Source organism: Clostridium sp. MCC345, from assembly GCF_018785345.1.
Lineage (GTDB): Bacteria > Bacillota > Clostridia > Lachnospirales > Anaerotignaceae > Anaerotignum_A > Anaerotignum_A faecicola.
Window position 1 is genome coordinate 210,364 of record NZ_WQPP01000003.1, and the last position, 26,387, is coordinate 236,750.

At 46.8% G+C, this 26,387-nt stretch carries 19 protein-coding genes; 16 read left to right on the forward strand and 3 right to left on the reverse strand.

Translation table 11 applies throughout. The features are described 5' to 3' along the window. The first annotated feature begins 11 nt into the window (after nucleotides 1-11). The 7 genes from ftsE (at nucleotide 12) to GPK49_RS01125 (ending at nucleotide 7,485) form a co-directional block, all read left to right on the forward strand. On the forward strand, nucleotides 12-698 hold the full coding sequence (ftsE, locus tag GPK49_RS01095) for a cell division ATP-binding protein FtsE (protein WP_016406992.1): 687 nt from the start codon (nucleotides 12-14) through the stop codon (nucleotides 696-698). Next, on the forward strand, nucleotides 688-1,587 hold the full coding sequence (ftsX, locus tag GPK49_RS01100) for a permease-like cell division protein FtsX (RefSeq protein WP_215676493.1): 900 nt from the start codon (nucleotides 688-690) through the stop codon (nucleotides 1,585-1,587). The genes ftsE and ftsX overlap by 11 nt, the downstream gene beginning before the upstream one ends. Nucleotides 1,588-1,715: 128 nt before the next feature. Further along, nucleotides 1,716-2,906 (forward strand): S41 family peptidase, encoded by a 1,191-nt coding sequence (locus GPK49_RS01105; RefSeq protein ID WP_215676494.1) that lies wholly within the window; start codon nucleotides 1,716-1,718, stop codon nucleotides 2,904-2,906. A gap of 153 nt (nucleotides 2,907-3,059) precedes the next feature. After that, nucleotides 3,060-4,115: a rod shape-determining protein MreB gene (gene mreB / locus GPK49_RS01110; RefSeq protein ID WP_118581200.1), complete on the forward strand. Its 1,056-nt coding sequence runs from the start codon at nucleotides 3,060-3,062 to the stop codon at nucleotides 4,113-4,115. A gap of 534 nt (nucleotides 4,116-4,649) precedes the next feature. Then, a complete protein-coding gene (gene gdhA, locus GPK49_RS01115) occupies nucleotides 4,650-5,999 on the forward strand; it encodes an NADP-specific glutamate dehydrogenase (RefSeq protein WP_215676495.1) in 1,350 nt (449 codons plus the stop codon). 243 nt (nucleotides 6,000-6,242) lie between these two features. Next, nucleotides 6,243-6,728, forward strand: coding sequence for an RNA polymerase sigma factor (locus GPK49_RS01120; protein ID WP_215676496.1), 486 nt, complete (start codon nucleotides 6,243-6,245; stop codon nucleotides 6,726-6,728). Continuing rightward, on the forward strand, nucleotides 6,718-7,485 hold the full coding sequence (locus GPK49_RS01125) for a zf-HC2 domain-containing protein (RefSeq protein ID WP_215676497.1): 768 nt from the start codon (nucleotides 6,718-6,720) through the stop codon (nucleotides 7,483-7,485). The genes GPK49_RS01120 and GPK49_RS01125 overlap by 11 nt, the downstream gene beginning before the upstream one ends. Before the next feature lie 23 nt (nucleotides 7,486-7,508). Here GPK49_RS01125 and GPK49_RS01130 read toward each other — a convergent pair whose 3' ends face one another. From GPK49_RS01130 to GPK49_RS01140, 3 genes are read right to left on the reverse strand one after another with little or no spacing between them, the layout of a single operon-like run. Further along, nucleotides 7,509-8,144: a DUF3885 domain-containing protein gene (locus tag GPK49_RS01130; RefSeq protein WP_016406999.1), complete on the reverse strand. Its 636-nt coding sequence runs from the start codon at nucleotides 8,142-8,144 to the stop codon at nucleotides 7,509-7,511. Between the two features lie 20 nt (nucleotides 8,145-8,164). Then, a complete protein-coding gene (locus tag GPK49_RS01135) occupies nucleotides 8,165-9,055 on the reverse strand; it encodes a DMT family transporter (RefSeq protein WP_215676498.1) in 891 nt (296 codons plus the stop codon). Nucleotides 9,056-9,086: 31 nt separating this feature from the next. Next, nucleotides 9,087-9,719, reverse strand: a complete 633-nt coding sequence (locus tag GPK49_RS01140) for an epoxyqueuosine reductase QueH (protein WP_215676499.1) — start codon at nucleotides 9,717-9,719, stop codon at nucleotides 9,087-9,089. Between the two features lie 795 nt (nucleotides 9,720-10,514). Here GPK49_RS01140 and rpoB point away from each other — a divergent pair. The 9 genes from rpoB (at nucleotide 10,515) to GPK49_RS01185 (ending at nucleotide 26,232) form a co-directional block, all read left to right on the forward strand. After that, on the forward strand, nucleotides 10,515-14,375 hold the full coding sequence (gene rpoB, locus GPK49_RS01145) for a DNA-directed RNA polymerase subunit beta (RefSeq protein ID WP_215676500.1): 3,861 nt from the start codon (nucleotides 10,515-10,517) through the stop codon (nucleotides 14,373-14,375). Nucleotides 14,376-14,392: 17 nt separating this feature from the next. After that, nucleotides 14,393-18,043, forward strand: coding sequence for a DNA-directed RNA polymerase subunit beta' (rpoC, locus tag GPK49_RS01150; protein ID WP_215676501.1), 3,651 nt, complete (start codon nucleotides 14,393-14,395; stop codon nucleotides 18,041-18,043). Nucleotides 18,044-18,188: 145 nt separating this feature from the next. Further along, entirely contained in the window at nucleotides 18,189-18,440 is a 252-nt protein-coding gene (locus GPK49_RS01155; protein WP_215676502.1) for a hypothetical protein, read from the forward strand. Between the two features lie 255 nt (nucleotides 18,441-18,695). After that, nucleotides 18,696-19,118, forward strand: coding sequence for a 30S ribosomal protein S12 (gene rpsL / locus GPK49_RS01160; RefSeq protein ID WP_016407008.1), 423 nt, complete (start codon nucleotides 18,696-18,698; stop codon nucleotides 19,116-19,118). 194 nt (nucleotides 19,119-19,312) lie between these two features. Then, nucleotides 19,313-19,783, forward strand: coding sequence for a 30S ribosomal protein S7 (rpsG, locus tag GPK49_RS01165; RefSeq protein ID WP_016407009.1), 471 nt, complete (start codon nucleotides 19,313-19,315; stop codon nucleotides 19,781-19,783). Nucleotides 19,784-19,936: 153 nt separating this feature from the next. Continuing rightward, on the forward strand, nucleotides 19,937-22,021 hold the full coding sequence (gene fusA / locus GPK49_RS01170; protein ID WP_215676503.1) for an elongation factor G: 2,085 nt from the start codon (nucleotides 19,937-19,939) through the stop codon (nucleotides 22,019-22,021). Nucleotides 22,022-22,196: 175 nt separating this feature from the next. Beyond that, nucleotides 22,197-23,390 (forward strand): elongation factor Tu, encoded by a 1,194-nt coding sequence (gene tuf, locus GPK49_RS01175; protein ID WP_215676504.1) that lies wholly within the window; start codon nucleotides 22,197-22,199, stop codon nucleotides 23,388-23,390. Nucleotides 23,391-24,229: 839 nt separating this feature from the next. Further along, a complete protein-coding gene (locus GPK49_RS01180; protein ID WP_016407012.1) occupies nucleotides 24,230-25,375 on the forward strand; it encodes an acyl-CoA dehydrogenase family protein in 1,146 nt (381 codons plus the stop codon). Nucleotides 25,376-25,440: 65 nt separating this feature from the next. Continuing rightward, nucleotides 25,441-26,232, forward strand: coding sequence for an electron transfer flavoprotein subunit beta/FixA family protein (locus tag GPK49_RS01185; protein ID WP_016407013.1), 792 nt, complete (start codon nucleotides 25,441-25,443; stop codon nucleotides 26,230-26,232). Nucleotides 26,233-26,387 lie beyond the last annotated feature (155 nt).

A 26,387-nucleotide genomic window follows, 5' to 3' on the forward strand; every position in this document is an offset into this window, starting at 1 on the left:
GGAGATACGTTATGATTCACATGAATAACGTAACAAAGGTATATCCCAACGGTTCTACGGGTGTGGAAAACATCAACCTGCACATCAACAAGGGTGAATTTGTATTCATCGTTGGTTCGAGCGGTTCGGGGAAATCCACGCTGATGAAGCTGCTTTTGAAGGAGCTTGACCCGACCGAAGGGGATATTATCATCAATAAAGTGAAAACAAATGAACTGAACAGAAGGCAGATCCCTTATCTGCGGCGTAATCTGGGGGTTGTGTTTCAGGACTTCCGTCTGCTTCCCAATAAAACGGTATATGAAAATGTGGCGTTTGCGATGCGTGTGATCGAGGCACCCGGACGCATTATACGCAGAAACGTGCCTGCCGTGCTTTCTCTGGTTGGACTGGGACAGAAGGGCAGAAGCTATCCCAATCAGCTTTCCGGTGGGGAGCAGCAGAGAACGGCACTGGCAAGAGCCATTGCGAATAATCCTCCTATCTTAATCTGCGACGAGCCGACAGGGAACCTTGACCCCGAAACAGCATACGGCATTATGAAGCTGCTGGATGACATCAACAAGCGTGGGACAACCATCGTTATGGCAACCCATGCGAGAGATATTGTAGATGCGATGCAGAAGCGCGTGGTTACGCTGCATAAGGGTCACATTATAAGAGATATTGAAAAAGGTGGTTATAGCGATGAAGCCTAGTACGATTAGATATTTTATAAGAGAGGGTCTCAGCGGGCTGAAGATGAATATGCTAATGACCATGGCTTCCATTGTCGCTGTTGCAGCCTGCATCTCTATTTTATCCTTTTCCTACTGCGTAGGGAGCAATCTGCGGTATATGCTGGGGCAGATGGAGGATTCCATTGGCATTTCCGTTTTCCTGAAGGGAGACCTGAGCGGGGAACAGATTGAAAATATGAAAGATGAAATTGCAAAGATAGACCATGTGCAGAGTGTGGAATATATTTCCCCTTCGGATGCTCTGGTGGAGCTGAAAAAGGACTGGGGCGCGGACGAGGATATCTTTGTGGGTCTGGATGGGGAGAACAATCCTTTGTCCCATTCCTTTTCGATTTCCTTGGACAATATTGAAAATCAGGATGCAGTGCTGACTGCATTGGAAAAAATTGACGGGATTGACAACATTCGGCATGGGCAGACAGAGACAGAGGTATTGCTGAAGGCGAGCCGTGTGTTCAATGTCGGGAGCGTACTGGTTATGTTGCTGCTGGGTGTGATTTCCATTATGATTATCATTAACACCATTCGTATTTCCGTGATGAACCGACGGGTGGAAATTAACATCATGAAATATGTTGGGGCGACAGACTGGTTTATCCGGTGGCCCTTCATTGTGGAAGGCATTATCATCGGTATCATCGGTGCGTTGGTGCCGCTGGTGCTGGGACTTCCGATTTATACGAAGGTGACGAGTGCGATTTTTGATTATCTGCCTATGATTAAATTTATCCAGTTCCGTCTGACGGGGGATGTATTTGGATTCCTGTTCCCCTTCGGCATCGTTTTTGGTGTGGCACTGGGGGTTATCGGCAGCGTATCCTCGATTCGTAAGCATCTGCGGGTATAAGCAGTCGGAAAAACAAAATAACAATGAAAAAAGAGGGGAAGTGTTTTGGAGAATACTTCCCCTTTCTTATAGGATAATTCCCTTTGGGGAAACATAGGATAAAGCAAGATTGAAAAAGAGGTGATACAATGAAAAGAAAAGACTTTTGGAAGGGCTTTGGTGTGGCACTGGCGTTGGTTGTGGTGCTGAATCTGGCATGGAAGCCCATCTGCCGCGCAATTCCATGGCATCTCCTTCCCTTTGAAATTAGCATGAGCAAGGATGCAAAGGTGGATATGATACAGAGCTATCTGGATAAATATTATGTGGAGGACATAGACCAAGGCAAGCTGGAGGATACGCTTTTTGCAGGGATGCTTGCCGGCGTGGGAGATAAGTATACATATTATATGCCGAAGGAAAACCTGCGGCAATATCTTACCAACACCAACGGGAACTTTGACGGCGTGGGGATTGAGATTTACACTACGCAGGACGGTGAGGTTGTCATCAGCAGCGTGATGCCGGGACAGCCGGCGGAAACGGCAGGCCTGCAGGCGGGCGACGTGATTATCGGCGTGGATGGCGAGGATATGAAGGGAAAGCTGCTTTCGGATGTTGCGGCAAAGATTCACGGTGAGAAGGGCACTGCGGTTACGATTCGGGTGCAGCGCGGCGATGAGGAGAAGGAATTTACCATGGAACGTGCAACGGTTGAGGTGGAAAGCGTTTCCTCCCGTATGATGGAGAACAAAATCGGGTATATTTCCATCAGCGGTTTTAAGGAAAACACCTACAGCCAATTCAAGGAGGCACTGACGGCACTGCAGAAGGACAGCATGAAGGGGCTGATTCTGGATTTGCGGGATAACCCGGGTGGTCTGGTGCGTTCTGTATATGAAATCGGGGATGAGCTGCTGCCGGAGGGCACGATGGTTTATACTCTGGACAAAAAGCAAAACAGAAATGATTTGAAATGTGATGAGAAATATCTGGATATTCCGCTGGTAGTGCTGGTGAATGAAAACAGCGCCAGTGCGTCGGAGATTTTCGCAGGCGCGGTGAAGGATACGGGGCGCGGCACACTGGTGGGCAACCAGACCTTCGGCAAGGGCCTGGTGCAGCGGCTGTTTGTTTTGCCGGACGGCTCCGGTCTGAATGTGACGGTACAGAAATACTATACGCCGAACGGAACCTCCATCCATGGGGTTGGCATTGAACCGGATGAAAAGGTGGAGCTGCCCGAAGCATACAGCGGCACACCGCTGACAGAGATCCCCGCAGAGCAGGATACGCAGCTGCAAAAGGGTCTGCAGGTGATGGAAGAACAGCTGAAATAAGAAAAAATAACGCAGATTCCGATTCATATAGAAGAAAAATGTTGTTTTTTCTATAAACGGGGCTTTTCAAGAGCGCAAGATTCCAGTATACTGAAAAGACATAGAAAAAATTTTTGACGGAAAGAACAAAGGAGCGGCGGTATGTTTAATTTTATGAGTTTTGGCGAGAATATCGGCATTGACCTGGGTACTGCCACTGTTCTGGTATATATTAAGGGGCAGGGCATCGTGATTCGGGAACCCTCTGTGGTTGCCATCGATAAAGACACCAATACGATTTTAGCTGTGGGTGAGGAAGCGAGACGTATGCTGGGGAGAACTCCCGGCAATATCGTTGCGATTCGTCCTTTGCGTGAAGGCGTTATTTCCAATTATGAGGTAACGGAAAAAATGCTGCAGTATTTTATTGAAAAGGCGATGGGCAAGCGTTCCTTCGTGAAGCCGACCATTGCGGTTTGCGTACCAAGCAGCGTAACAGAGGTGGAAAAAAGAGCCGTTGAGGATGCAACCCGACAGGCAGGCGCAAGGAGGGTGCATATTATTGAAGAGCCGATTGCGGCGGCGATTGGTTCGGGGATTGATATTTCCCGTGCGTGCGGCAGTATGGTGGTGGACATCGGCGGCGGCACAACGGATATTGCGGTGATTTCCCTTGGGGGAACGGTAGTCAGCTACTCCCTGAAGATTGCGGGGGATAATTTTGACGATGCCATCATTCGCTACATCAGAAAGAAGCACAATGTGCTGATTGGCGAAAGAACGGCGGAGGATCTGAAAATTAAAATCGGTACGGCATTTGAGCGTACCATTCCGGTAAGCATGGATGTGCGCGGCAGGAACCTGATTACGGGACTGCCGAAGAATTTTACCGTAACCTCGGACGAAATGCTGGAGGCATTGCAGGAATCCGTTGCGGCAATCGCGGAGGCGGTGCATGGCGTTCTGGAGAAAACACCCCCTGAGCTGGCGGCGGATATCTACGAAAGAGGGATTGTTATGACGGGCGGCGGCAGCCTGCTGTATGGTCTGGATAAGCTGATTCAGAGCAGAACGGGCATCCACGCGATGGTTGCGGAGGATGCGGTTAGCTGCGTTGCCATCGGCACGGGCCGTTATATCGAATTTATTTCTGAAGGCGGCGATGAGGAGCAGAAGGAAAAACACGGATTTGACATCGGCGGACTGTTCAGAAAGAAAACGGAATCTTAAGGCGAAATCAGGATTTCGACACGAGCATTAACTTTACGGATACCATCAAACACCTGTTGAAAGGCAGGTGTTTTTCTTTTAGAGAAGGGCTGCTATGACTGAAATAAAGTACAATCGTGACAGATAAATAACAATTTCTTATGGGGCGGAGCATGACAAAAAGCTGGTGTTGTATGGATGAAAATGCAGTTTTTTTGTGAAATCGGTGCGAACTGCTGAAAAGAAAGGTGAAATAATGGAAATTCGTTGGAATATATGACGGAAAAATAAAAGAAACGTTTTTTTGCATAATTTTTTGGGTCAAAATTTGTGTAAAAATTATCCCAAAAATTGAAAAAAATACTACACAAGTTTAAAATATGTGTTATAATATTTTCGGAAAGAGGCAAGAGGATTTGTTATGCTACACAAAAGCAGCAGTTTTCCTCGGAGCTTTCTCTTCATTTTGCCCTAACCGCATGGGGCAGAACCGCATTTTAACCGTGCGGAAAAATACTAATTGTTATTGTATAAACAATAGGAGGTCAAAGAGTTATGAACGCTTATATTGAACGCGTAATCGAACAGGTTAAAAGACGTGACGCACATGAACCTGAATTCATCCAGACAGTAGAAGAAGTTTTCGCTTCTATCGAAAAAGAAGTAGAACTGCACCCCGAATATGAAAAAATGGGTCTGCTGGAAAGACTGGTAGAGCCTGAAAGACAGGTTTCTTTCAGAGTTACATGGGTAGACGATGCTGGTAAGGTAAACGTAAACAGAGGTTTCAGAGTACAGTTCAGCTCTGCAATCGGGCCTTACAAGGGCGGTCTGCGTTTCGCTCCCAACGTATACTCCGGCGTTGTTAAATTCCTGGGCTTTGAACAGATCTTCAAAAACTCCCTGACAGGTCTGCCTATCGGCGGCGGCAAGGGTGGTTCCGACTTCGACCCTAACGGCAAATCCGATATGGAAATCATGAGATTCTGCCAGGCATTCATGACAGAACTTTACAGACACATCGGTCCCGACGTTGACGTTCCTGCTGGTGACATCGGCGTAGGCGGCAGAGAAATCGGCTTCCTGTATGGCCAGTACAAGAGAATCAAAGGCTGCTGGGAAAATGGCGTACTGACAGGTAAAGGTCTGGAATACGGCGGTTCCCTGTTCAGACCCGAAGCAACAGGCTACGGCGCTACATACTATGTAAACGAAGTTCTGACACACTGCGGCGACACATTCGAAGGCAAGACAGTTGCTATGTCCGGTTTCGGTAACGTAGCATGGGGTATTGCTATGAAGGTTGCTCAGCTGGGTGGTAAAGTTGTTACTCTGTCCGGTCCCGACGGCTACTGCTACGATCCCGAAGGTATCACAACAGAAGAAAAATTCAACTACATGCTGGAAATGAGAAGCTCCGGCAGAAACCGTGCGCAGGACTACGCTGACAAGTTCGGTTGCGAATTCTTCCCTAAACAGAAACCTTGGGGCCAGAAAGTAGATATCTGCATGCCCGCAGCTTACCAGAACGAACTGGACGTTCCCGAAATCGAACAGATCATCGCTAACGGCACAAAGTACTACATCGAAGTAGCTAACATGCCTACAACAAACGAAGGTCTGGCTCGTGCTATGGCAGAACCCGGCATGATTGTTGCTCCTTCTAAAGCAGTTAACGCTGGTGGTGTAGCAGTTTCCGCTCTGGAAATGGCTCAGAACTCCATGAGATATAGCTGGGATGGCGCAGAAGTTGACGCTAAACTGGTTGGTATCATGAAGAACATCCACAAGATTTCTGTAGAAGCAGCAGAAGGCGCTGGTCTGGGCTACAACCTGGTTGCTGGTGCTAACATCGCAGGCTTCAAGAAAGTTGCAGCTGCAATGATGGCTCAGGGTCTGGTATAATTTAACCTAATTTGAAAAATTTGCGTTCGATTACACAAAGACGATAAGCAAAATACTCGGAAGGGACGGAGAGATCCGTCCCTTTTCCTGTTTTTGGAATAAAAAGAATCTCAGGAATCTCAGCTTGCATCATGTATTAAGGGGGCTGAGGTTCTTTTTATTTTAAAAAAATCTGGAAATGTGTGTAACGAAATCTGCTGCAAACGGATATATAAGCGAATCCACAAGAGAGGAGGAGAAAAAATGTTTCAGCCCGAAAAGGATTTTGAAGAATATGGAATGTTTGTATTTAAATATTTGATGAGCCTTTGCGGCAATGCAGACCTTGCAGAGGAATTGACGCAGGAAACCTTTTATCGGGCAATTCGTTCTTCGGGGAAATTTGACGGAAGCTGCAAGGTTTCCACATGGCTTTGCCAGATTGCAAAGCATATCTGGTATCAAGAATTGGATCGGCGAAGGAGAAAGAAAACCGAACCGTTGCAGGAAAACGGAACGGGGGATGGCTTGGAAAATGACTATTGCAGGAAAGAACAGACGATGGAAGTGATGAAGGCAGTGCATATCCTAGAGGAAAGTGGGAAAGAGGTTTTTCTCTTGCGCATTACGGGAGGATTTTCCTTTAAGGAGATTGGGGAAATCTGCGGAAGGAATGAAAACTGGGCGAGAGTGACCTTTTATCGTGCAAAGCAAAGGATTATGAAGGAGGTTGGCGGAGATGAAATGTGAAATTATCAGAGATTTATTGCCTAGCTATGTGGACGGCTTGACGAGCGAGGAAAGCAATCGGGAGATTATGGCACACGTTGCGGAATGTGCGCCCTGCAAGGAAATTTTGGAGCAAATGCAGGAGGAGGTGCAGGAGAAGGCACCGAAGGAAAAACGGAAAATCAACCCGTTTCGGAAGTTTAACCGCAGAATGAGAAGGGCGGTTGCCATGGCGGTTGTGATTTGCATTGGCGTGGGCGGCTTTGGATACAAGGCGTTTGCGAGGGGCTTTGCCATCAACCCCAACGAGATTACGATGGAACCGACACTGGATGGAGATATGCTTTATCTGAATTTCGAGGTGAAGGACGGGGTGCTGGTGCATAGTGCTTCGATGTACGATCAGACCATGGCTTCGATTGATTTGCGGAAGGCTTGGGCTTCGCCCGGGGACGCGGAGCAGAACGAACCGAATCGGTTTCGCTGGGGGATGAATCTGCGCGCGCTGACGGTTGGCAGTGGGGAACGCATGGAGATGCAGCTGATTGATGGCGGTCTTGCGGTTGTGGAGGTGCCGAACGAGAACAGCGTGACGATTGACAACGAGAGCGGAACGACAAATGCCGCAGTAATGTTTGAGGAAGGCGACAGCGTGACGGCGGTTGTGCTTGGCGATGAATCCGAATTTGATACGGACGAATATACCGTCAATGTGAATTACGGGAATGAAACGGTAAGCTATAAGCTGAAGGACTTAATTGAAATGGCGGAGAAATAAAAAAAGACCCGAAAGGGTCTTTTTTAGTTCTCGAAAATTTTCTGCATGCGCTGTAAATCGTATTCTAAAAGCCAGTTTTTGCAGTCCTCATACAGAAAGCGGATGGTTTCTGCTTTTTCCGCAACGACATCTGCACCCCGATCATCATAGGGATGAAAGAGGAGGTGTCTTTCGGTATCGAAAAAGAAAACGGCAGAGGACAGCTCCCGAAAGCCCTTGAAATCGGCAGACAAAATGCCTTTCAGCAAGGGGGCAATGAGGGGAGGCGTTTGCTTCATATCCCAAAGAAGGAAAATGCGCGTCATGGGTTCCTCATCCGAGGTTGTGACCTCCTGCTGATAGACCTCCGCAGGGGAGGGCAGATGCGTCAGCGTACAGAAGCGGTCGATGATGGCAGTGACATCTGTTTCCAAATCCGGCGTGCGATACAGTACCCAAAGGAGCGTATCAAACGGCGCGATTTTTTCATATAAAAAGGAAACGCGCCAGAAGGCACTCCGCAGATACTTCGGATTGAGGTGCGTTTTATCCAGAAAAATATCCAGAGAAGGGTCACCTGTTTCAAAGCGCAGGGCTATGGGGCTTTCGTAGAAAATCGGGAGCTGCAGGCGTTCATTTTCGATTCTTCTGAGTGTTTCAAAAACAGATTCCAATAGCATAAAAATCTCCTTTTATTTGATTATATTACCCTTTTTGTTTGAGCCTGTTCGGGATGATGCGTTCTATTGTTGCGCAGGAACATGGCAACGGCTGTCGAGGTGATGATGATGTAGCCAATCCAGCTGAGAGCATCGGAAACCTGACCGAAGATGAAATAGCCGAGAATTGCCGAAAAGATAATCTGGCTATAGTCATAGACGGAAATTTCTCTGGCGGGGGCGTAGGTATAGGCTGCGGTGATGGTGAACTGACCGCCTGCCGCCGCAAGTCCTGCAAGCAGGAGAATGCCGAGCTGCTGCAACGTCATGGGGTGATAGCGGAAAATGAGATAGGGCAGGGTGACAACGCAGGAAAATGCGGAGAAAAAGAACACGATGAATGACCCTTTTACACCCTTCATGCCCAAGGCGCGCACACAGGTATAGGCAATGCCGGCACCCAAGCCGCCGAGCAGACCAATCAACGCAGGGAAGCATGCCAGATTGGAGGGGGTAGGCTTGATGACGAACAGCGTACCGATAAAAGCGGCAACCACACAAAGTCCCTGAAAGAGATTGATTCTTTCCTTTAAGATAAGGATGCCGAAAAGGATGGCGAAAAACGGAGACATCTTATTCAGCATGGACGCATCCGCGAGAACGAGATGATCGACCGCGTAGAAATTGCACAGGATGCCGACGGTACCGCAGAAGGAGCGGAGGAAAAGATATTTCTTGGAAGTTCCATCCAGCCTGATTGTGGGGCGTTCCTTCAGAAGGATAAACAGGGCGAAAAGCATTGCAACGAAATTACGGAAAAAGCTTTTCTGGACAGAGGGCAAATCTCCGGAAAGGTGGACGAATAAATTCATCAGCGCGAAGGAGAAGGAGGAAAGCAGGATACAGCAGACCCCTTTATTTTTTTGTGACATTTCAAGACTTCCTTTCTTTTGTATGCGTGGCTCAGGCTTGTGCGCGGCGTTTGCGTTCCTCTGCCTCTGCTTTGGAGAAGGGACAGCCGCAGTAATCCTGTCGATAAAGATGATATTCTGTGGATAATTCGCAGGAGCGACGATAGCCGTTTTTCTTTTTGAAATCGGAATAAAGATAGGGAACGCCGAAGGCATCGGAAATTTCCTTTCCCAATTCATTTAAGACCTGCGCGTTTTTGTGGGGACTGATGGAAAGGGTGGTGGTAAAATAAGAAAAGCCGCCTGCCTTAGCAGCTCTTGCCGCTTCCTCCAGACGCAGACGATAGCACTTGAAGCAGCGTTCGCCGCCCTCCAGTTCCGCTTCGTGTCCCTTTGCCAAGGAAAAGAAGCGCTCCGGCTCATATTTTCCGAGGAGGAAGGACACGCCGAGATCCATTTCCCGAATCAGCCGTTGCTGTTCCTCTGCGCGAAACTGAAATTCCGCCGCAGGGGAAATGTTGGGATTATAATAGAAGATGGTGATATCAAAATACTGTGCCAGATATTCCATGACATAGGAGGAGCAGGGTCCGCAGCAGCTATGCAGCAGCAGAGATGGGCGTTTGTCCTCTGCCTGTAGAGCCTTGAGGGTTTTCTCCAGCACGAGTTGGTAATTCTGTTTCAAGAAATCTCCTTCTTTCTGTAGAAAATCATATCATTCAGTTTAACAGGAAAAGGGGGAGAAGTAAAGGAAGGTTTGATTGTACTGAAAAAAGTGCAAAAATAATTCACAAAAATGCAAAAATTTGAAATGGAAAAACAAAAAATATCTTATGAAATTTCTGGAGAAAGTCATGTTTGTTTTAGTGAAATTGGAATTTCGACAGAAAATCAAGTGTCAAACATCACTGAAAAGAGGGAAAACGAGAGGGAAAACTGCCTGTAGAGGGGAGGGGATTTCTTCCCGAAGGGGGGGGAGGGCGAGAAGGGGGAAAACCCCTGATTCCAAGGGGAAAGGCACAAAAAAAGGCTTGACAGGCGGCGCTAAGCGTGGTAAAATAATTTCCACATTAGCAGATACGCACATCAACCCATGTTGCTATTGAGTATAGCACAGGGGGAAACAAATTTCAACAGAAAGTTTTGAAATTGGCAGCTTTTACAGGCAAAATGCCCTGTAAAATGCGGAAAGAGATGTGGTTTTTGTTCAGATTATATAAAAACGGCGCACTTCGGTGTGAGTTTTGCAACGGTAGGAATAGAATTTTTTGAATAAAACAGGCTTTTGTCATGACTTCTGATCAAAGGAAGGGCAGGCAAAGGTCTTGCTTTGTTTGAGAAATTCTAAATTTTTGTGTAAAGGGATGCAGACGAACCGTTTTTATGGGTAAAAAAAGAAATGAAGAGACGAAACGGTCTCTTTGCTCCGCTTCACGGCGGCGATTTTGTCGGTGCAGTTTAGATTACGAGAGGTGACAAGATGGAAAAAAACAGAATTCGTGCGCTCCGTTCGGGCGACACAACCAGAATCAGTTATTCCAAAATCAACGAAGTTCTGGAAATGCCGAACCTGATTGAGGTGCAGAAGAACAGCTATCAGTGGTTTTTGGACGAAGGTCTGAAGGAAGTATTTGAGGATATCTCCCCCATTACAGACTTCAGCGGCAATCTGATACTGGAATTTATTGATTTTTCTTTGGATTCCGAACCCAAATACTCTATTGAAGAATGCAGAGAAAGAGACGCGACCTATGCCGCTTCCCTGCGTGTGAAGGCAAGACTCTACAATAGAGAACTGGATGAATTGAAAGAACAGGAAATCTTTATGGGTGATTTTCCTCTGATGACAGAAACAGGTACCTTCATCATCAATGGTGCGGAACGTGTTATTGTCAGCCAGCTGGTTCGTTCTCCCGGTATCTATTACGCATCTGAATTTGATAAGGTCGGCAAGAAGCTGCTTTCCTCCACAGTCATCCCCAACAGAGGTGCTTGGCTGGAATATGAAACAGATTCCAACGACGTATTTTATGTAAGAGTTGACAGAACCAGAAAGGTGCCTGTATCTGTTCTGATTCGTGCGATGGGCGTTGGTTCCGACGCGGAAATCATTGAATTGTTTGGCGAAGAGCCTAAGATTCTGGCAACACTGGAAAAGGACGTTGCAAAATCCTATGAAGAAGGTCTGATTGAGATTTATAAAAAGCTGCGTCCCGGCGAGCCCCCTACAGTAGAAAGCTCCGCTTCTCTGCTGAATGGCATGCTCTTTGATCCCAAGAGATATGACTTGGCGAAGGTTGGTCGTTATAAATTCAACAAAAAGCTGGCGCTGAGAAACCGTATTCGTGATGCAGTTCTGGCAGAAAACGTGGTTGACCCCATGACAGGCGAGGTTATCGCAGAGGAGGGCGCAGTTCTGACACTGGAGCTGTGCGACCGGATTCAGGACAGCGGTGCAGGCTATCTGTATATCATGGCGGAAGAAAAGAAGGTAAAAATCCTGAGCAACCAGACCGTTAAGATTGACGGCTATCTGGAGGAGTTCGGGCTGACGGCAGAGGAATTCGGCATCAAGGAAAGAGTTTACTATCCCATGCTGGCGAAGCTGCTGGAGGAAAACGCAACCGCAGAGGAAATGAAGGCGGCAATCAAGGAAAACATCCACGAGCTGCTGCCCAAGCATATTACATTGGAGGATATTTTTGCATCCATTAACTATGTGATCCATCTGGATTACGGCTACGGCAATGTGGACGATATCGACCATCTGGGCAACAGACGTATCCGTTCCGTTGGCGAGCTGCTGCAGAACCAGTTCCGCATCGGTCTGTCTAGAATGGAACGTGTGGTGCGCGAAAGAATGACAACACAGGATCTGGCTGTGGTAACACCACAGGCACTGATTAACGTGCGCCCTGTTACAGCGGCAATTAAGGAATTCTTCGGCAGCTCTCAGCTGTCTCAGTTCATGGACCAGAATAACCCTCTGTCCGAGCTGACACACAAGAGAAGACTTTCCGCACTGGGCCCCGGCGGTCTGTCCAGAGACAGAGCCGGCTTCGAGGTGCGTGACGTTCACCATTCTCATTACGGCAGAATGTGCCCCATTGAGACACCAGAAGGCCCGAACATTGGTCTGATCAATACACTGGCAACCTTCGCACGCATCAATGAATATGGCTTTATTGAGGCACCCTACAGAAAGGTTGACCAGAGCGGCGACGAACCAGTTGTTACAGATGAATTTATCTATGTGACTGCGGACGAGGAAGAAATCTACAACGTAGCACAGGCGAATGAGCCTCTGGATGAGGAAGGACATTTTGTGCATAAGAAGGTTTCCGGTAGACGCAAAGAGGAAATCATCGAGGTAGACAGAAAACAGGTACAGCTGATGGACGTTTCGCCCAAGCAGATGGTATCCGTTGCGACTGCATTGATTCCCTTCCTGGAAAACGATGACGCGAACCGTGCGCTGATGGGCTCTAACATGCAGCGTCAGGCAGTACCTCTGCTGGTAACAGATTCCCCTGTTGTCGGCACAGGTATGGAATATAAGACTGCGAAGGACTCCGGTATCTGCATTATTGCGAAGAACCCCGGCATTGTAGAAAGAGTTTCCGCAGATGAAATTGTAATCAGAAATGATAACTCCCAGAGAGATGTATATAAGCTGATCAAATATCAGAGATCTAACCAGAGCACTTGTCTGAACCAGAAGCCTATTGTAGACCTGGGACAGAGAGTAGAGGCAGACCAGATTATCGCAGACGGTGCTTCCACCTGCAAGGGCGAACTGGCACTGGGTAAGAACCCTCTGATCGGCTTCATGACATGGGAAGGCTACAACTACGAGGATGCCGTTCTGCTGAGCGAAAAGCTGGTACAGGAGGACGTTTATACCTCCGTTCATATCAGTGAATTTGAAGCAGACGCAAGAGATACAAAGCTTGGGCCTGAAGAAATCACAAGAGACATTCCCAACGTGGGCGAGGATGCGCTGAAGGATCTGGATGACAGAGGTATTATCCGCATCGGTGCTGAGGTACGCCCCAATGATATTCTGGTTGGTAAGGTAACACCGAAGGGCGAAACAGAGCTGACAGCAGAGGAAAGACTGCTGCGTGCCATCTTCGGCGAAAAGGCAAGAGAGGTTAGAGATACCTCCCTGCGTGTACCTCACGGCGAAACAGGTATCATTGTAGACGTAAAGGTATTCACAAGAGAAAACGGCGATGATGTAGGCCCCGGCGTAAACCAGCTGGTTCGTGTTTATATTGCACAGAAGCGTAAAATCTCTGTTGGTGACAAGATGGCGGGCCGTCACGGCAACAAGGGTGTTGTTTCCCGTGTACTGCCTGTAGAGGATATGCCCTTCCTGCCGAACGGCCGTCCTCTGGATATCGTGCTGAACCCTCTGGGTATTCCTTCCCGTATGAATATCGGGCAGGTATTGGAAACCCACCTGTCCCTGGCGGCAAAGGCACTGGGCTGGAAAATCAGCACACCTGTATTCGATGGTGCAAACGAAATCGACATCATGGATACACTGGAAATGGCAAATGATTATGTCAACACAAGCTGGGAGGAATTCTCTGAAAAATGGAAGCCTCTGCTGAATGGTGACATTTATGATGAACTGTATGCAAACAGAGACCACAGAGAAGAATGGAAGGGCGTTGCACTTGGCAGAGACGGTAAGGTTCAGCTGAGAGACGGCCGCAGCGGCGAGCCCTTCGACAACCGCGTAACCATTGGCTTCATGCACTACTTGAAGCTGCACCATCTGGTAGACGAAAAGATTCATGCACGTTCCACAGGCCCTTACTCTCTGGTTACCCAGCAGCCCTTGGGCGGTAAAGCGCAGTTCGGCGGTCAGCGTTTCGGTGAAATGGAGGTTTGGGCACTGGAGGCATACGGCGCAGCCTATACCTTGCAGGAAATTCTGACAGTAAAATCCGACGATATCGTTGGTCGTGTAAAAACATACGAAGCAATCGTAAAGGGTGAAAATATCCCTGAACCCGGCGTTCCCGAATCCTTCAAGGTACTGCTGAAGGAGCTGCAGGCTCTGGCACTGGATATTCGCGTGCTGCGTGAGGATCAGACAGAGGTTGAAATTAAGGAATGTATCGAAGATGTGGATGATCTGAATGTAAACATCGACGGCTATGAAGAGGACGAATACCGTCAGCCTCGTAGCATGACAGCAGAGGAGGAGCTGATGAGAGAATTCCTCTTTGACGATGAAACCGGCGTGGAGGCGGACAACAGCGACCTGCTTTCTGATGATTACTCCGGCGATTCCGCTGACGATTTCGATTACGAGGATGAAGAATAAGAAAGGAGAACAAACCCATGAGCACACAGAATACAGATCAGGGAATCGTGTTTGATTCCATCAAGATTGGTTTGGCATCTCCCGAAAAAATCCATGAATGGTCCAGAGGTGAAGTCAAAAAACCTGAAACCATTAACTATAGAACACTGAAACCTGAAAAGGACGGTCTGTTCTGCGAAAGAATTTTCGGGCCCACAAAAGACTGGGAATGTCATTGTGGTAAATATAAAAGAATCCGTTACAAAGGCGTTGTCTGCGACCGCTGCGGCGTTGAGGTAACAAAAGCAAAGGTAAGACGTGAGAGAATGGGCCATATTGAGCTGGCCGCTCCCGTTTCCCATATCTGGTATTTCAAGGGGATTCCCTCCAGAATGGGTCTGATCCTTTCCATGAGCCCCAGAGCATTGGAAAAGGTTCTGTACTTTGCATCCTACATTGTACTGGATGCAGGGGATACAGAATTGCAGTACAAACAGCTTCTGACAGAAAGAGAATACAGAGAGGCTTATGATAAATACGGCAATACCTTTGAGGCGGCAATGGGCGCAGAAGCGATTAAGAAGCTTTTGCAGGACATTGATCTGGAAAAGGAATCCGTAGAGCTGAAGGCACAGCTGCAGGACACCACAGGGCAGAAGCGCGTGCGTATTATCAAGAAGCTGGAGGTAATCGAAAGCTTCCGTCTTTCCGGCAATAAGCCCGAATGGATGATTCTGGATGCGATTCCGGTAATTCCGCCCGAAATTCGTCCTATGGTACAGCTGGACGGCGGCCGTTTCGCAACAAGTGACCTGAATGACCTGTACAGAAGGGTTATCAACAGAAACAACCGTCTGAAAAGACTGCTGGATCTGGGCGCACCCGATATTATTGTAAGAAACGAAAAGAGAATGCTGCAGGAAGCAGTTGACGCACTGATTGATAATGGTCGCCGCGGTCGTCCCGTAACGGGCCCCGGCAACCGTGCGCTGAAATCTCTTTCTGATATGCTGAAGGGCAAACAGGGCCGTTTCCGTCAGAACTTGCTGGGCAAACGTGTTGACTACTCCGGCCGTTCCGTTATCGTTGTAGGTCCCGAATTGAAAATCTATCAGTGCGGTCTGCCGAAGGAAATGGCAATCGAGCTGTTTAAGCCCTTTGTAATGAAGAAGCTGGTAGAGGATGGCTTGGCTCACAACATCAAATCCGCTAAGAGAATGGTAGAAAGATTGCAGACAGAGGTTTGGGATATTCTGGAGGAGGTTATCAGAGAGCATCCCGTTATGCTGAACCGTGCGCCGACACTGCACAGACTGGGGATTCAGGCATTTGAACCCGTTCTGGTAGAAGGCCGTGCGATTAAGCTGCATCCTCTGGTATGTACCGCATTTAACGCCGACTTCGACGGTGACCAGATGGCGGTTCACGTTCCTCTGAGCGTAGAAGCACAGGCAGAATGCAGATTCCTGCTGCTTTCTCCCAATAACCTGCTGAAGCCCTCCGATGGTGCGCCTGTAACCGTACCCTCTCAGGATATGATTCTGGGTATGTATTACCTGACTCTGGAAAGAGACGATCTGAACCAGAGATACACAGAGGATATTCTGGATGCGGAAGGCAATGTAATCAAAAAAGCAGGCGATTTGATGATTCGTCCCTTCAAGGATGAAAAGGAAGCAATACTGGCATACGATAACCACGAGGTAAGCCTGCAGGAAATCATCCGAGTAAGAAGAACGCTGGAATTTGACGGCGTACCCGAAACAAGAATGGTACAGACAACCGTTGGCCGTATTATCTTTAATGAGGCAATTCCTCAGAATCTGGGCTACGTTGACAGAACAAACGAGGAAACAAAATTCGATTACGAAATCAGCTTCCTGGTAGATAAGAAGGCAATCGGTAAGGTTATCAATAAGTGCATCAACCGCTGCGGTGCAACAGAAACAGCATCCGTACTGGATAAAATCAAATCTCTGGGTTATAAATTCTCCACAAGAGCGGCAATGACCGTATCTGTTTCCGATATGGAAATTCCTAAGGAAAAGGCAGAATATCTGGAGGAAGCAGAATCCAAGGTTGATATGATTACAAAGAAATTCAGACGTGGTCTGATGACGGACGAGGAACGTCACCAGAAGGTTATCGAGGCATGGAACATTGCCGATGATAAGATTACGGCAGCACTGCTGGCAGGTCTGGGGAAATATAACAACATTTATATGATGGCGAACTCCGGTGCCCGTGGTTCCAACAGACAGATCAAACAGCTGGCAGGTATGCGTGGTCTGATGGCATCCCCTAACGGCGGTATCATCGAGCTGCCCATCAAGGCAAACTTCCGTGAAGGTCTGTCCGTACTGGAATACTTCATTTCCGCGCACGGTGCGCGTAAAGGTCTGACTGATACTGCGCTGAAAACAGCCGACTCCGGTTATCTGACACGTCGTCTGGTAGACGTATCTCAGGATATCATCGTAAGAGAATGGGATTGCTGCGATGGCAGAAATATTGAAACACCCTGCATGGAAATTTCTGCATTCATGGACGGCAACGAAGTCATTGAAGGCTTGCAGGATCGTATCCGCGGCAGATGGTCTGCTTACGATATCATCCATCCCGAAACAGGCGAAATCATTGTTCCTGCGGATACTATGATTACCGTAGATCAGGCGGAGGCAGTGGAAAAAGCCGGCATTAAGAAGGTTTGGATCAGAACCGTTCTGACCTGCCGTTCCGAGGTTGGTATCTGTGCGAAGTGCTACGGCGCAAACATGGCATCCGGCAGATATGTACGCATTGGCGAATCTGTAGGTATTATTGCGGCGCAGTCCATCGGTGAACCCGGCACACAGCTGACCATGCGTACGTTCCATACAGGCGGTATCGCAGGTAACGATATCACACAGGGTCTTCCCCGTGTCGAGGAATTGTTTGAAGCAAGAAAGCCTAAGGGTCTGGCTATCATTGCGGAATTCGGCGGACGCGTGACACTGAACGATACAAAGAAAAAGCGTGAGGTTATCATCACAAACCCCGAAACAGGAGAAACAAAGGATTATCTGATTCCTTACGGCTCCAGAATTAAGGTTTATGACGGTGATTTAATCGAAGCCGGTGACGAAATCACCGAAGGTAGCGTAAACCCTCACGATATTCTGAAAATCAAGGGTCTGAGAGGCGTACAGGACTACATGATTCAGGAGGTACAGAGAGTTTACCGCCTGCAGGGTGTAGAAATCAGCGATAAGCATATCGAGGTTATTGTACGTCAGATGCTGAAGCGAGTAAAAATCGAGGAAAACGGGGATACAGAATTCCTGCCCGGCTCTCTGGTTGACTGGCTGACCTTTGAAAATACAAACGCTACACTGGAAGCAGAGGGCAAAGAGCCTGCGAAGGGTACGAGAGTTCTTCTTGGTATCACAAAGGCTTCCCTGGCAACAGATTCCTTCCTGTCTGCCGCATCCTTCCAGGAAACAACCCGTGTGCTGACAGAAGCAGCAATCAAGGGTAAGATTGATCCGCTGATCGGTCTGAAGGAAAACGTTATCATCGGTAAGCTGATTCCTGCCGGTACGGGTATGACAAGATACAGAAATATCGAAATCGTTCCCGAGGGGGCTGAGGAAGAAACAGAAGCACCTGCGGAGGAAACCGTATATATTGATGAAGACGAAATGATTTAAGAAAAAGAGGGGTACTGCGAAGCAGTACCCTTTTTGTATGGAAAGAAATGAAATAGGAAATAACGCTTTGGGTACAGGGGGAAATATGATAAAATAAGGATAAGAAAACAGTTCTTTTATGAAAAGCGATAAGGAGGAGAAGCGTATGGATTGGTATCTGGATTTATGGATGAAACAGCCGATGAAAGCATCCGTTCTTATGGAGATTTTGCTCCTGCTTATTGTGGCAGGGATTCTGACCTGCTTTATTCTGATACGCTGGCGCAGGAAATGCAAAGAAGAAAAAGACAAAGAAAAAGAAAAGGCATTGGATGAGGTGCTGACGGAGCTTGTGGATGAACCGGTGCAGAGCCTGACGGAGCTGCGGGACAACATCAGAAAGGATTTTCGAAAATAAGGCACGCTCTCTGTGAAAAGCAGAGGGCTTTCTCTTTGCCGAAATGCGTTTACAAAGGCAGAGGGTGCGGGAATGGGAAAAAGTGCGGAAAAAAGCTGAATTTCCAAAGAAAATCCTTGACTTTTGTTGTTGGCAATGATAAAATTTTCTAGTGTCCGATTTTAGGGGCTTTTCTAAGCGAGTCCGTAAAACGGAAACAAAATCAGAATTATTGCAATTTAGCAGATGTATTATTTTTATAAGGAGGTGCAGTTAATGCCTACGTTTAACCAGTTAGTAAGAAAAGGCAGAAAAACTGTTGAGAAAAAATCTACAGCACCCGCTCTGCAGAAAGGTTTGAACTCCCTGCAGAAGAAAGCTACAGACGTATCTTCTCCCCAGAAGAGAGGCGTATGTACAGCGGTAAAAACTTCCACACCTAAGAAGCCTAACTCTGCGCTGAGAAAGATTGCCAGAGTTCGTCTGTCCAACGGTATCGAAGTTACAGCATATATCCCCGGTGAAGGCCACAACCTGCAGGAACACTCCGTTGTTCTGATCAGAGGCGGTAGAGTAAAAGACCTTCCCGGTGTACGTTACCACATTGTCAGAGGTACACTGGATACAGCCGGCGTTGCAAACAGAATGCAGGCTCGTTCCAAATACGGCGCAAAGCGTCCTAAAGCTGCTAAGAAGTAATTTTTTTAGAATTTCTTAGAGGAACAATTTCAGACAAAGACAAATCTATTAGTAGAAATGCCTTATATCAATCAATACAATCTGCGATTGCTTAGACGAGATATACGTTGAAAGAGGATAAGGCATGAAAACACGAGGGAAGCATCCCCGTGAAGTACCGAGAATAGCATTTATTCATCAAGGAGGGAAGAATCGTGCCTAGAAAAGGACATGTAGCAAAAAGAGAGGTCTTGGCCGATCCTATTTACAACAGCAAGCTGGTGACAAAGCTCATCAACAGCATCATGCTGGACGGTAAAAAGGGTGTAGCGGAAAAGATCGTTTACGGTGCATTCGATAAAGTAGCAGAAAAAACAGGTAGAGAAGCTCTGGAAGTTTTTGAAGAAGCTCTGGGCAACATCATGCCTGTACTGGAGGTTAAGGCTCGCCGTGTCGGCGGTGCAACCTACCAGGTACCCATGGAAATCAGACCTGAAAGAAGACAGACACTGGGTCTGAGATGGATCACACTGTATTCCAGAAAACGCGGCGAAAAGACAATGGTTGACCGTCTGGCAGGCGAAATTCTGGACGCACTGAACAATGCAGGCGGCGCTTGCAAGAGAAAAGACGAAATGCACAAGATGGCAGAAGCAAACAAAGCTTTCTCCCACTTCAAATGGTAAGAATTACCGTTTTTGTGAGGCTTTGCCTTACAGAAGGCTGCCGCAGGGCAGTTGGTTTTTAGAGAAAAACGAATGGAATTTGGGAAATATGGAAAGGCTATTTCATAGTCTTTCCATAAACCTGATTATGATTACAAAAAGGAGGATCCCACAGTGGCAAACAGAGAATACCCTCTGGAAAGAACCAGAAACATTGGTATTATGGCGCACATTGACGCGGGTAAGACAACTCTGACAGAACGTATTCTGTTCTATACAGGCCGCAACTATAAAATCGGCGATACACACGAAGGTACAGCAACAATGGACTGGATGGAGCAGGAGCAGGAAAGAGGTATCACTATCACATCCGCTGCGACAACATGTCATTGGAACGACAACAGAATCAACATCATCGACACACCCGGACACGTTGACTTCACAGTTGAAGTAGAACGTTCTCTGCGTGTACTGGATGGCGCTGTTTGCGTACTGGACGCAAAGGGCGGTGTTGAACCTCAGACAGAAACAGTTTGGAGACAGGCTGACAACTATAATGTACCCCGTATGATTTTCGTAAACAAAATGGATATCATGGGTGCAGACTTCTTCGGTTCCATGAAATCCATCGTAGACAGACTGGGCTGCCATCCCGTAGCTGTAACTCTGCCTATCGGTGCAGAAAGTGATTTCAAGGGCATCATCGACCTGATGAAGATGAAAGCTTACTTCTATGAAAACGCAACAGGTACAGAAGTAGACGAAGAAGAAATTCCCGCAGAATATGTAGAACAGGCTGAAGAATACAGACAGGTCATGATCGAAGCAATCGCTGAAACAGATGATGCGCTGATGGAAAAATTCTTTGCTGAAGAAGAAATCACAGAAGCAGAACTGAAAACAGCACTGCGTAAGGCATGTATCGCCTGCGAACTGATGCCCGTAATGTGTGGTTCCGCATACAGAAACAAAGGTGTTCAGAAGCTGCTGGACGGCGTTGTTGAATATATGCCCGCACCTACAGACATTCCCGCAATCAAGGGTATTGACCCTGCAACAGGCGAAGAAACAGAAAGACACGCATCCGACGAAGAGCCCTTCTCTGCTCTGGTATTCAAAGTAATGAATGACCCCTTCGTTGGTAAGCTGGCGTTCTTCCGTGTGTACTCCGGTACACTGGACTCCGGCACATACGTTTACAACTCCACAAAGGGTGGCAAGAAGGAACGTGTTGGCCGTATCCTGCAGATGCACGCAAACCACAGAGAAGAAATCGACAGAGTTTACTCTGGTGATATTGCGGCAGCAGTAGGCTTCAAGATTTCCACAACAGGTGACACAATCTGTAACGAAGATCACGAAGTTATTCTGGAATCCATGGTATTCCCCGAACCCGTTATCTCCGTTGCAATCGAACCCAAGACAAAAGCAGGCCGTGACAAAATGGGCATCGCTCTGGCAAAGCTGGCAGAAGAAGATCCCACCTTCAAGACCTACACAGACCAGGAGACAGGCGACACAATCATCTCCGGTATGGGTGAGCTGCATCTGGAAATCATCGTTGACCGTCTGCTGAGAGAATTCAAGGTAGAAGCAAACGTAGGCGCACCTCAGGTTGCTTATAAGGAAACATTCCGTAAGGCAGTTGACGTAGAAGGTAAATTCGTACGTCAGTCCGGTGGTCGTGGTCAGTATGGTCACTGTAAAGTACGTTTCTATCCTATTCCCACAGATGCGGAAAACAACTACGAATTCGTAAATGCGACAGTCGGCGGTTCTATTCCTAAGGAATACATCCCCGCTATCGATAAAGGTATCCAGCAGGCTATGCAGAGCGGTATCTTGGGCGGCTATCCCGTACTGGGCGTTAAGGCAGAAGTTTACGATGGTTCCTACCATGATGTTGACTCCTCCGAATCCGCTTACCAGATTGCCGGTTCCATGGCTTTCAAGGAAGCTATGAGAAAGGGTGACGCAGTTCTGCTTGAACCCATCATGAAGGTAACTGTAACAGTACCTGAGGATTATATGGGCGACGTTATCGGCGATATCAACTCCAGACGTGGTCGTATCGAAGGTATGGAAGCAAGAAGCAACGCACAGGTAATTCACTCCTTCGTTCCTCTGGCTGAAATGTTCGGTTATTCCACAGACCTGCGTTCCAGAACACAGGGCCGTGGTAACTATGTAATGGAAGTTGACCATTACGAACCCTGCCCCAAATCTGTTCAGGAAAAAGTACTGGAAGGCAGAAAGTAATTTTTCGACGGAAAAACAGAAATGAAATGCCAAAAATACTGCGTTTAATTGGATTTTTGGTATTGCAAAAAGATAAGAATTCTAATATAATTAGAGTTGATGGATGCGCTGTATTTTAAAGTGTGTCAAACTCATAAATTAAGATTCCACAATTTTACAAGGAGGATATTTTAAAATGGCAAAGGTAAAATTTGAAAGAACCAAACCTCATATGAATATTGGTACTATCGGTCACGTTGACCATGGTAAAACAACTCTGACTGCAGCAATCACAAAGACACTGCACGAAAGATACCATATCGGTGAAGCTGTAGATTTCGAAAACATCGATAAGGCTCCCGAAGAAAGAGAACGTGGTATCACAATTTCCACAGCTCACGTTGAATATGAAACACCCAACAGACACTACGCTCACGTTGACTGCCCCGGCCATGCTGACTATGTTAAAAACATGATCACAGGTGCTGCTCAGATGGATGGTGCTATCCTGGTAGTAGCTGCAACAGACGGTCCTATGGCTCAGACAAGAGAACACATCCTGCTGTCCAGACAGGTAGGCGTTCCTTACATTGTTGTATTCATGAACAAATGCGACATGGTTGAAGACGAAGAACTGCTGGATCTGGTTGAAATGGAAATCAGAGAACTGCTGAACGAATATGAATTCCCCGGTGATGATATTCCCATCATCAGAGGTTCCGCATACCAGGCTCTGCAGGATCCCAACGGTCCTTGGGGCGACAAGATTCTGGAACTGTTCGAAGCTATCGAAGATTACATTCCTACACCCGAACGTGCAACAGACAAACCTTTCCTGATGCCCGTCGAAGACGTATTCTCCATCACAGGTCGTGGTACAGTAGCTACAGGTAGAGTAGAATCCGGCGTAGTTAAAGTACAGGATGAAGTTGAAATCGTTGGTCTGACAGACGAAATCAGAAAAGTAGTTGTAACAGGCGTTGAAATGTTCCGTAAGCTGCTGGATCAGGCTGAAGCTGGTGACAACATCGGTGTTCTGCTGAGAGGCGTTCAGAGAAATGAAATCGAAAGAGGTCAGGTTCTGGCTAAACCCGGTTCCATCACACCTCATACAAAATTCAAAGCTCAGGTTTACGTTCTGTCCAAAGAAGAAGGTGGCCGTCATACTCCTTTCTTCAACAACTACAGACCTCAGTTCTACTTCAGAACAACAGACGTAACAGGCGTTATCAGCCTGCCCGAAGGTACAGAAATGTGCATGCCTGGCGACAACGTTGAAATGACAATCGAACTGATCACACCCGTAGCTATGGCTCAGGGTCTGAGATTCGCTATCCGTGAAGGTGGTAGAACAGTAGGCGCTGGTTCCGTAGTAGAAATCATTGAGTAATTTCGACGAAATCAGAATATTGATTCATCAAGAGAGTATCCGTAAGGATGCTCTCTTTTTTATATTATGTTTATGCGGAAAAATGGTTGATATGAGAGAGACAGCAGAAGCTCTGTTTACGAACTTCGCGGAAAGAGATTCTTTTTGCGAAAAATTATCTCATAGAGAATGAAAACGTGAAAAAGGAAGGTGTGAACTTCCAAAAGGAGACATAAAACAGAAAAAGATGCAGTTTTTATTGTATAATATTACGAGTAGATGTCTGACAATTAAAACGTAGAGAAAATAGTTTTCATGCGAAATATATTGACAGAGAAAAGACAATGGTGTAAAGTAGAGATAGGCAAAAAAACGGAGAAATACGCACAAACAGCGTCAGAATCCCTTTTTGAAAAGAGATATATTGTATACAAAATTACACTGTATGCCGCAGGAGCTGGCGGCGAAGGAGATTGCTCTTTCACAAAAAGGCAAACAGACGAAATGTGGGAAGAATTTCCTGTGGGAATAGCGATCCGGCAGGAGATTTTCGGTCTGTTTTTTTGTAGGTTTTTTTCCATTCGCCGACAGTGGAAAATATGTCGGTATTACCAACAAACGCAGCCGTTTTTTATGTAATATTTATCGACAAAGATGTTGACAAATTTTAAACAAAAATGGTATATTCATTGTGGAGGCATTATAGCTTCTTATTGAAATGCGTAAGTAGAAATGAGAAGCTGATAAACTGCGTCCATACGGCAGCGTCGTAAGGAAGTAGGTTGTTTTTTAATGAAATACCACGATGTGGCCTCATCGCGGATGTTTCAAAATTTTTAAAAAATAGGAGGAATATTAGAATGGATTTCAAATTAACAAAAACTCAGATGCTTCAGCAAGAGTTGTTCAGAAAATTTGCTGAAACAGAAATTAAACCAATCGCTAAAGACATGGACGAAGCAGAAGATTACGATAGAGAACTGCTTCAGAAACTGCAGAAAATCGGTGCTTTTGGTATTCCTTACAGCAGAGAATACGGCGGCCAGGGTGCAGACGTTCTGACATACACACTGTGCATGGAAGAAATGTCTAAAGTAGATGCTTCCACAGGTATTACACTGTCCGTACATACATCTCTTTGCTGCCCTTGCATCAATGAGTTTGGTACAGAAGAACAGAAACAGAAATATCTGAGACCTCTGGTTGATGGTTCCAAAATCGGCTGCTTCGGTCTGACAGAGCCCGGCGCTGGTACAGATGCTGCAGGCGTTAAGACAACAGCTGACAAGACAGAAGACGGCAAGTACTATGTTCTGAACGGTACAAAGATGTTCACAACAAACTCCGGTTTCGCTGATACATTCATCGTATTCGCTCTGACAGATAAATCCAAAGGCCCTAAAGGTATGTCTGCTTTCATCGTAGAAAGAGAATTTGAAGGTCTGTCCGTTGGTCCCAACATCGAACGTATGGGTATCAGAGCAGCATCCAACTGCGAAGTTATTTATGAAAACGTTAAGGTTCCCGCTGAAAACCTGCTGGGCAAAGAAGGCCAGGGCTACAAGATCGCTATGACAGCACTGGGCGGCGGTCGTATCGGTATCGGTGCTCAGTCCGTAGGTATCGCTCAGGGCGCTATTGACGAAACACTGAAATATGTTAAGGAAAGAAAACAGGGTGGCAAACCCATCGGCAAATACCAGAACACACAGTTCAAACTGGCTGAAATGCAGACAAAGACAGATGCTGCTAGACTGATGGTATGGAGAGCAGCTACAGAAAAGGATCTGCATGGCAACTACGCTCCTTACGCTGCAATGTGCAAAATGTTTGCTTCCGAAACTGCAAACGAAGTAACAAGAATGGCTGTACAGCTGTTCGGTGGCTACGGTTACTGCCGTGAGTACCCCGTAGAAAGAGCTATGAGAGACGCTAAGATTACAGAAATCTACGAAGGTACAAACGAAGCTATGAGAATGATCGTTGCTGGCTCCATGAAGGTTTGATTTGAGAGTTAAGAGTTCATTTTGAAAAAGCTTATTACTAAAATTTGGAAGGAGAACAAACTATAATGAAAATCGTTGTATGTATTAAACAGGTACCCGATACAGTAGAAGTTAAAATCGATCCTAAGACAGGCACACTGATCCGTGATGGTGTTCCTTCTATTATCAACCACGATGACAAAACAGGTATCGAAGCAGCTCTGCAGCTGAAAGAACAGCTGGGCGGCACAGTAACAGTTGTTTCCATGGGCCCCCCTCAGGCAGACGTTGCTCTGAGAGAAGCACTGGCTATGGGTTGTGACGAAGCATATCTGGTATCTGCTAGAGAATTTGGTGGTTCCGATACATATGCTACATCCGGCATCATCGCAGCAGCTCTGAAGAAAATCGGCTATGATCTGATCATCACAGGTCGTCAGGCTATCGACGGTGACACAGCTCAGGTTGGTCCCCAGATTGCTGAAAAACTGCACCTGCCTCAGGTTTCCTACGTTGAAGAAGTTGTTGAAGCAGCAGCTGACCACGTAGTAGTTAAGAGACAGTTCGAAGATGGTTACCACATCATCAAAATCAAAACTCCTTGCCTGCTGACAGCAATCGCTGAACTGGCTACACCCAGATACATGTCCGTAAGAGGTATCGTAGAAGCTTATGAAAAAGAAATCAAAGTACTGGGCTTCGAAGATCTGAAAGATGGTCTGGAACTGGATATGATCGGTCTGAAGGGTTCCCCCACAAACGTATATCAGTCCTTCACTAAAGAAGTTAAAGGCGCTGGTACAATTCTGGAAGGTCTGTCTGCAGACGAAGCTGTTAAAGCTATCATGGACAAACTGGAAGCTAAGTTCATCATCTAATTTATTTAGACGAAGAATCGGATACTAAATTTAGAAATATAAGGAGGAAACCCTACAATGAGTAAAGGTATTTTCGTAGTAATGGAACAGAGATACGGCAAGGTTCAGAACGTAGGTCTGGAACTTGTTGGTGAAGCTACAAGACTGAAAGAAGA

Bases quoted from the DNA above. Each gene is read 5' to 3' on its own strand.
- ftsE (WP_016406992.1), top strand. From the start codon at position 12: ATGATTCACATGAATAACGTAACAAAGGTATATCCCAACGGTTCTACG.
- ftsX (WP_215676493.1), top strand. From the start codon at position 688: ATGAAGCCTAGTACGATTAGATATTTTATAAGAGAGGGTCTCAGCGGG.
- GPK49_RS01105 (WP_215676494.1), top strand. From the start codon at position 1,716: ATGAAAAGAAAAGACTTTTGGAAGGGCTTTGGTGTGGCACTGGCGTTG.
- mreB (WP_118581200.1), top strand. From the start codon at position 3,060: ATGAGTTTTGGCGAGAATATCGGCATTGACCTGGGTACTGCCACTGTT.
- gdhA (WP_215676495.1), top strand. From the start codon at position 4,650: ATGAACGCTTATATTGAACGCGTAATCGAACAGGTTAAAAGACGTGAC.
- GPK49_RS01120 (WP_215676496.1), top strand. From the start codon at position 6,243: ATGTTTCAGCCCGAAAAGGATTTTGAAGAATATGGAATGTTTGTATTT.
- GPK49_RS01125 (WP_215676497.1), top strand. From the start codon at position 6,718: ATGAAATGTGAAATTATCAGAGATTTATTGCCTAGCTATGTGGACGGC.
- GPK49_RS01130 (WP_016406999.1), bottom strand. From the start codon at position 8,144: ATGCTATTGGAATCTGTTTTTGAAACACTCAGAAGAATCGAAAATGAA.
- GPK49_RS01135 (WP_215676498.1), bottom strand. From the start codon at position 9,055: ATGTCACAAAAAAATAAAGGGGTCTGCTGTATCCTGCTTTCCTCCTTC.
- rpoB (WP_215676500.1), top strand. From the start codon at position 10,515: ATGGAAAAAAACAGAATTCGTGCGCTCCGTTCGGGCGACACAACCAGA.
- rpoC (WP_215676501.1), top strand. From the start codon at position 14,393: ATGAGCACACAGAATACAGATCAGGGAATCGTGTTTGATTCCATCAAG.
- GPK49_RS01155 (WP_215676502.1), top strand. From the start codon at position 18,189: ATGGATTGGTATCTGGATTTATGGATGAAACAGCCGATGAAAGCATCC.
- rpsL (WP_016407008.1), top strand. From the start codon at position 18,696: ATGCCTACGTTTAACCAGTTAGTAAGAAAAGGCAGAAAAACTGTTGAG.
- tuf (WP_215676504.1), top strand. From the start codon at position 22,197: ATGGCAAAGGTAAAATTTGAAAGAACCAAACCTCATATGAATATTGGT.
- GPK49_RS01180 (WP_016407012.1), top strand. From the start codon at position 24,230: ATGGATTTCAAATTAACAAAAACTCAGATGCTTCAGCAAGAGTTGTTC.
- GPK49_RS01185 (WP_016407013.1), top strand. From the start codon at position 25,441: ATGAAAATCGTTGTATGTATTAAACAGGTACCCGATACAGTAGAAGTT.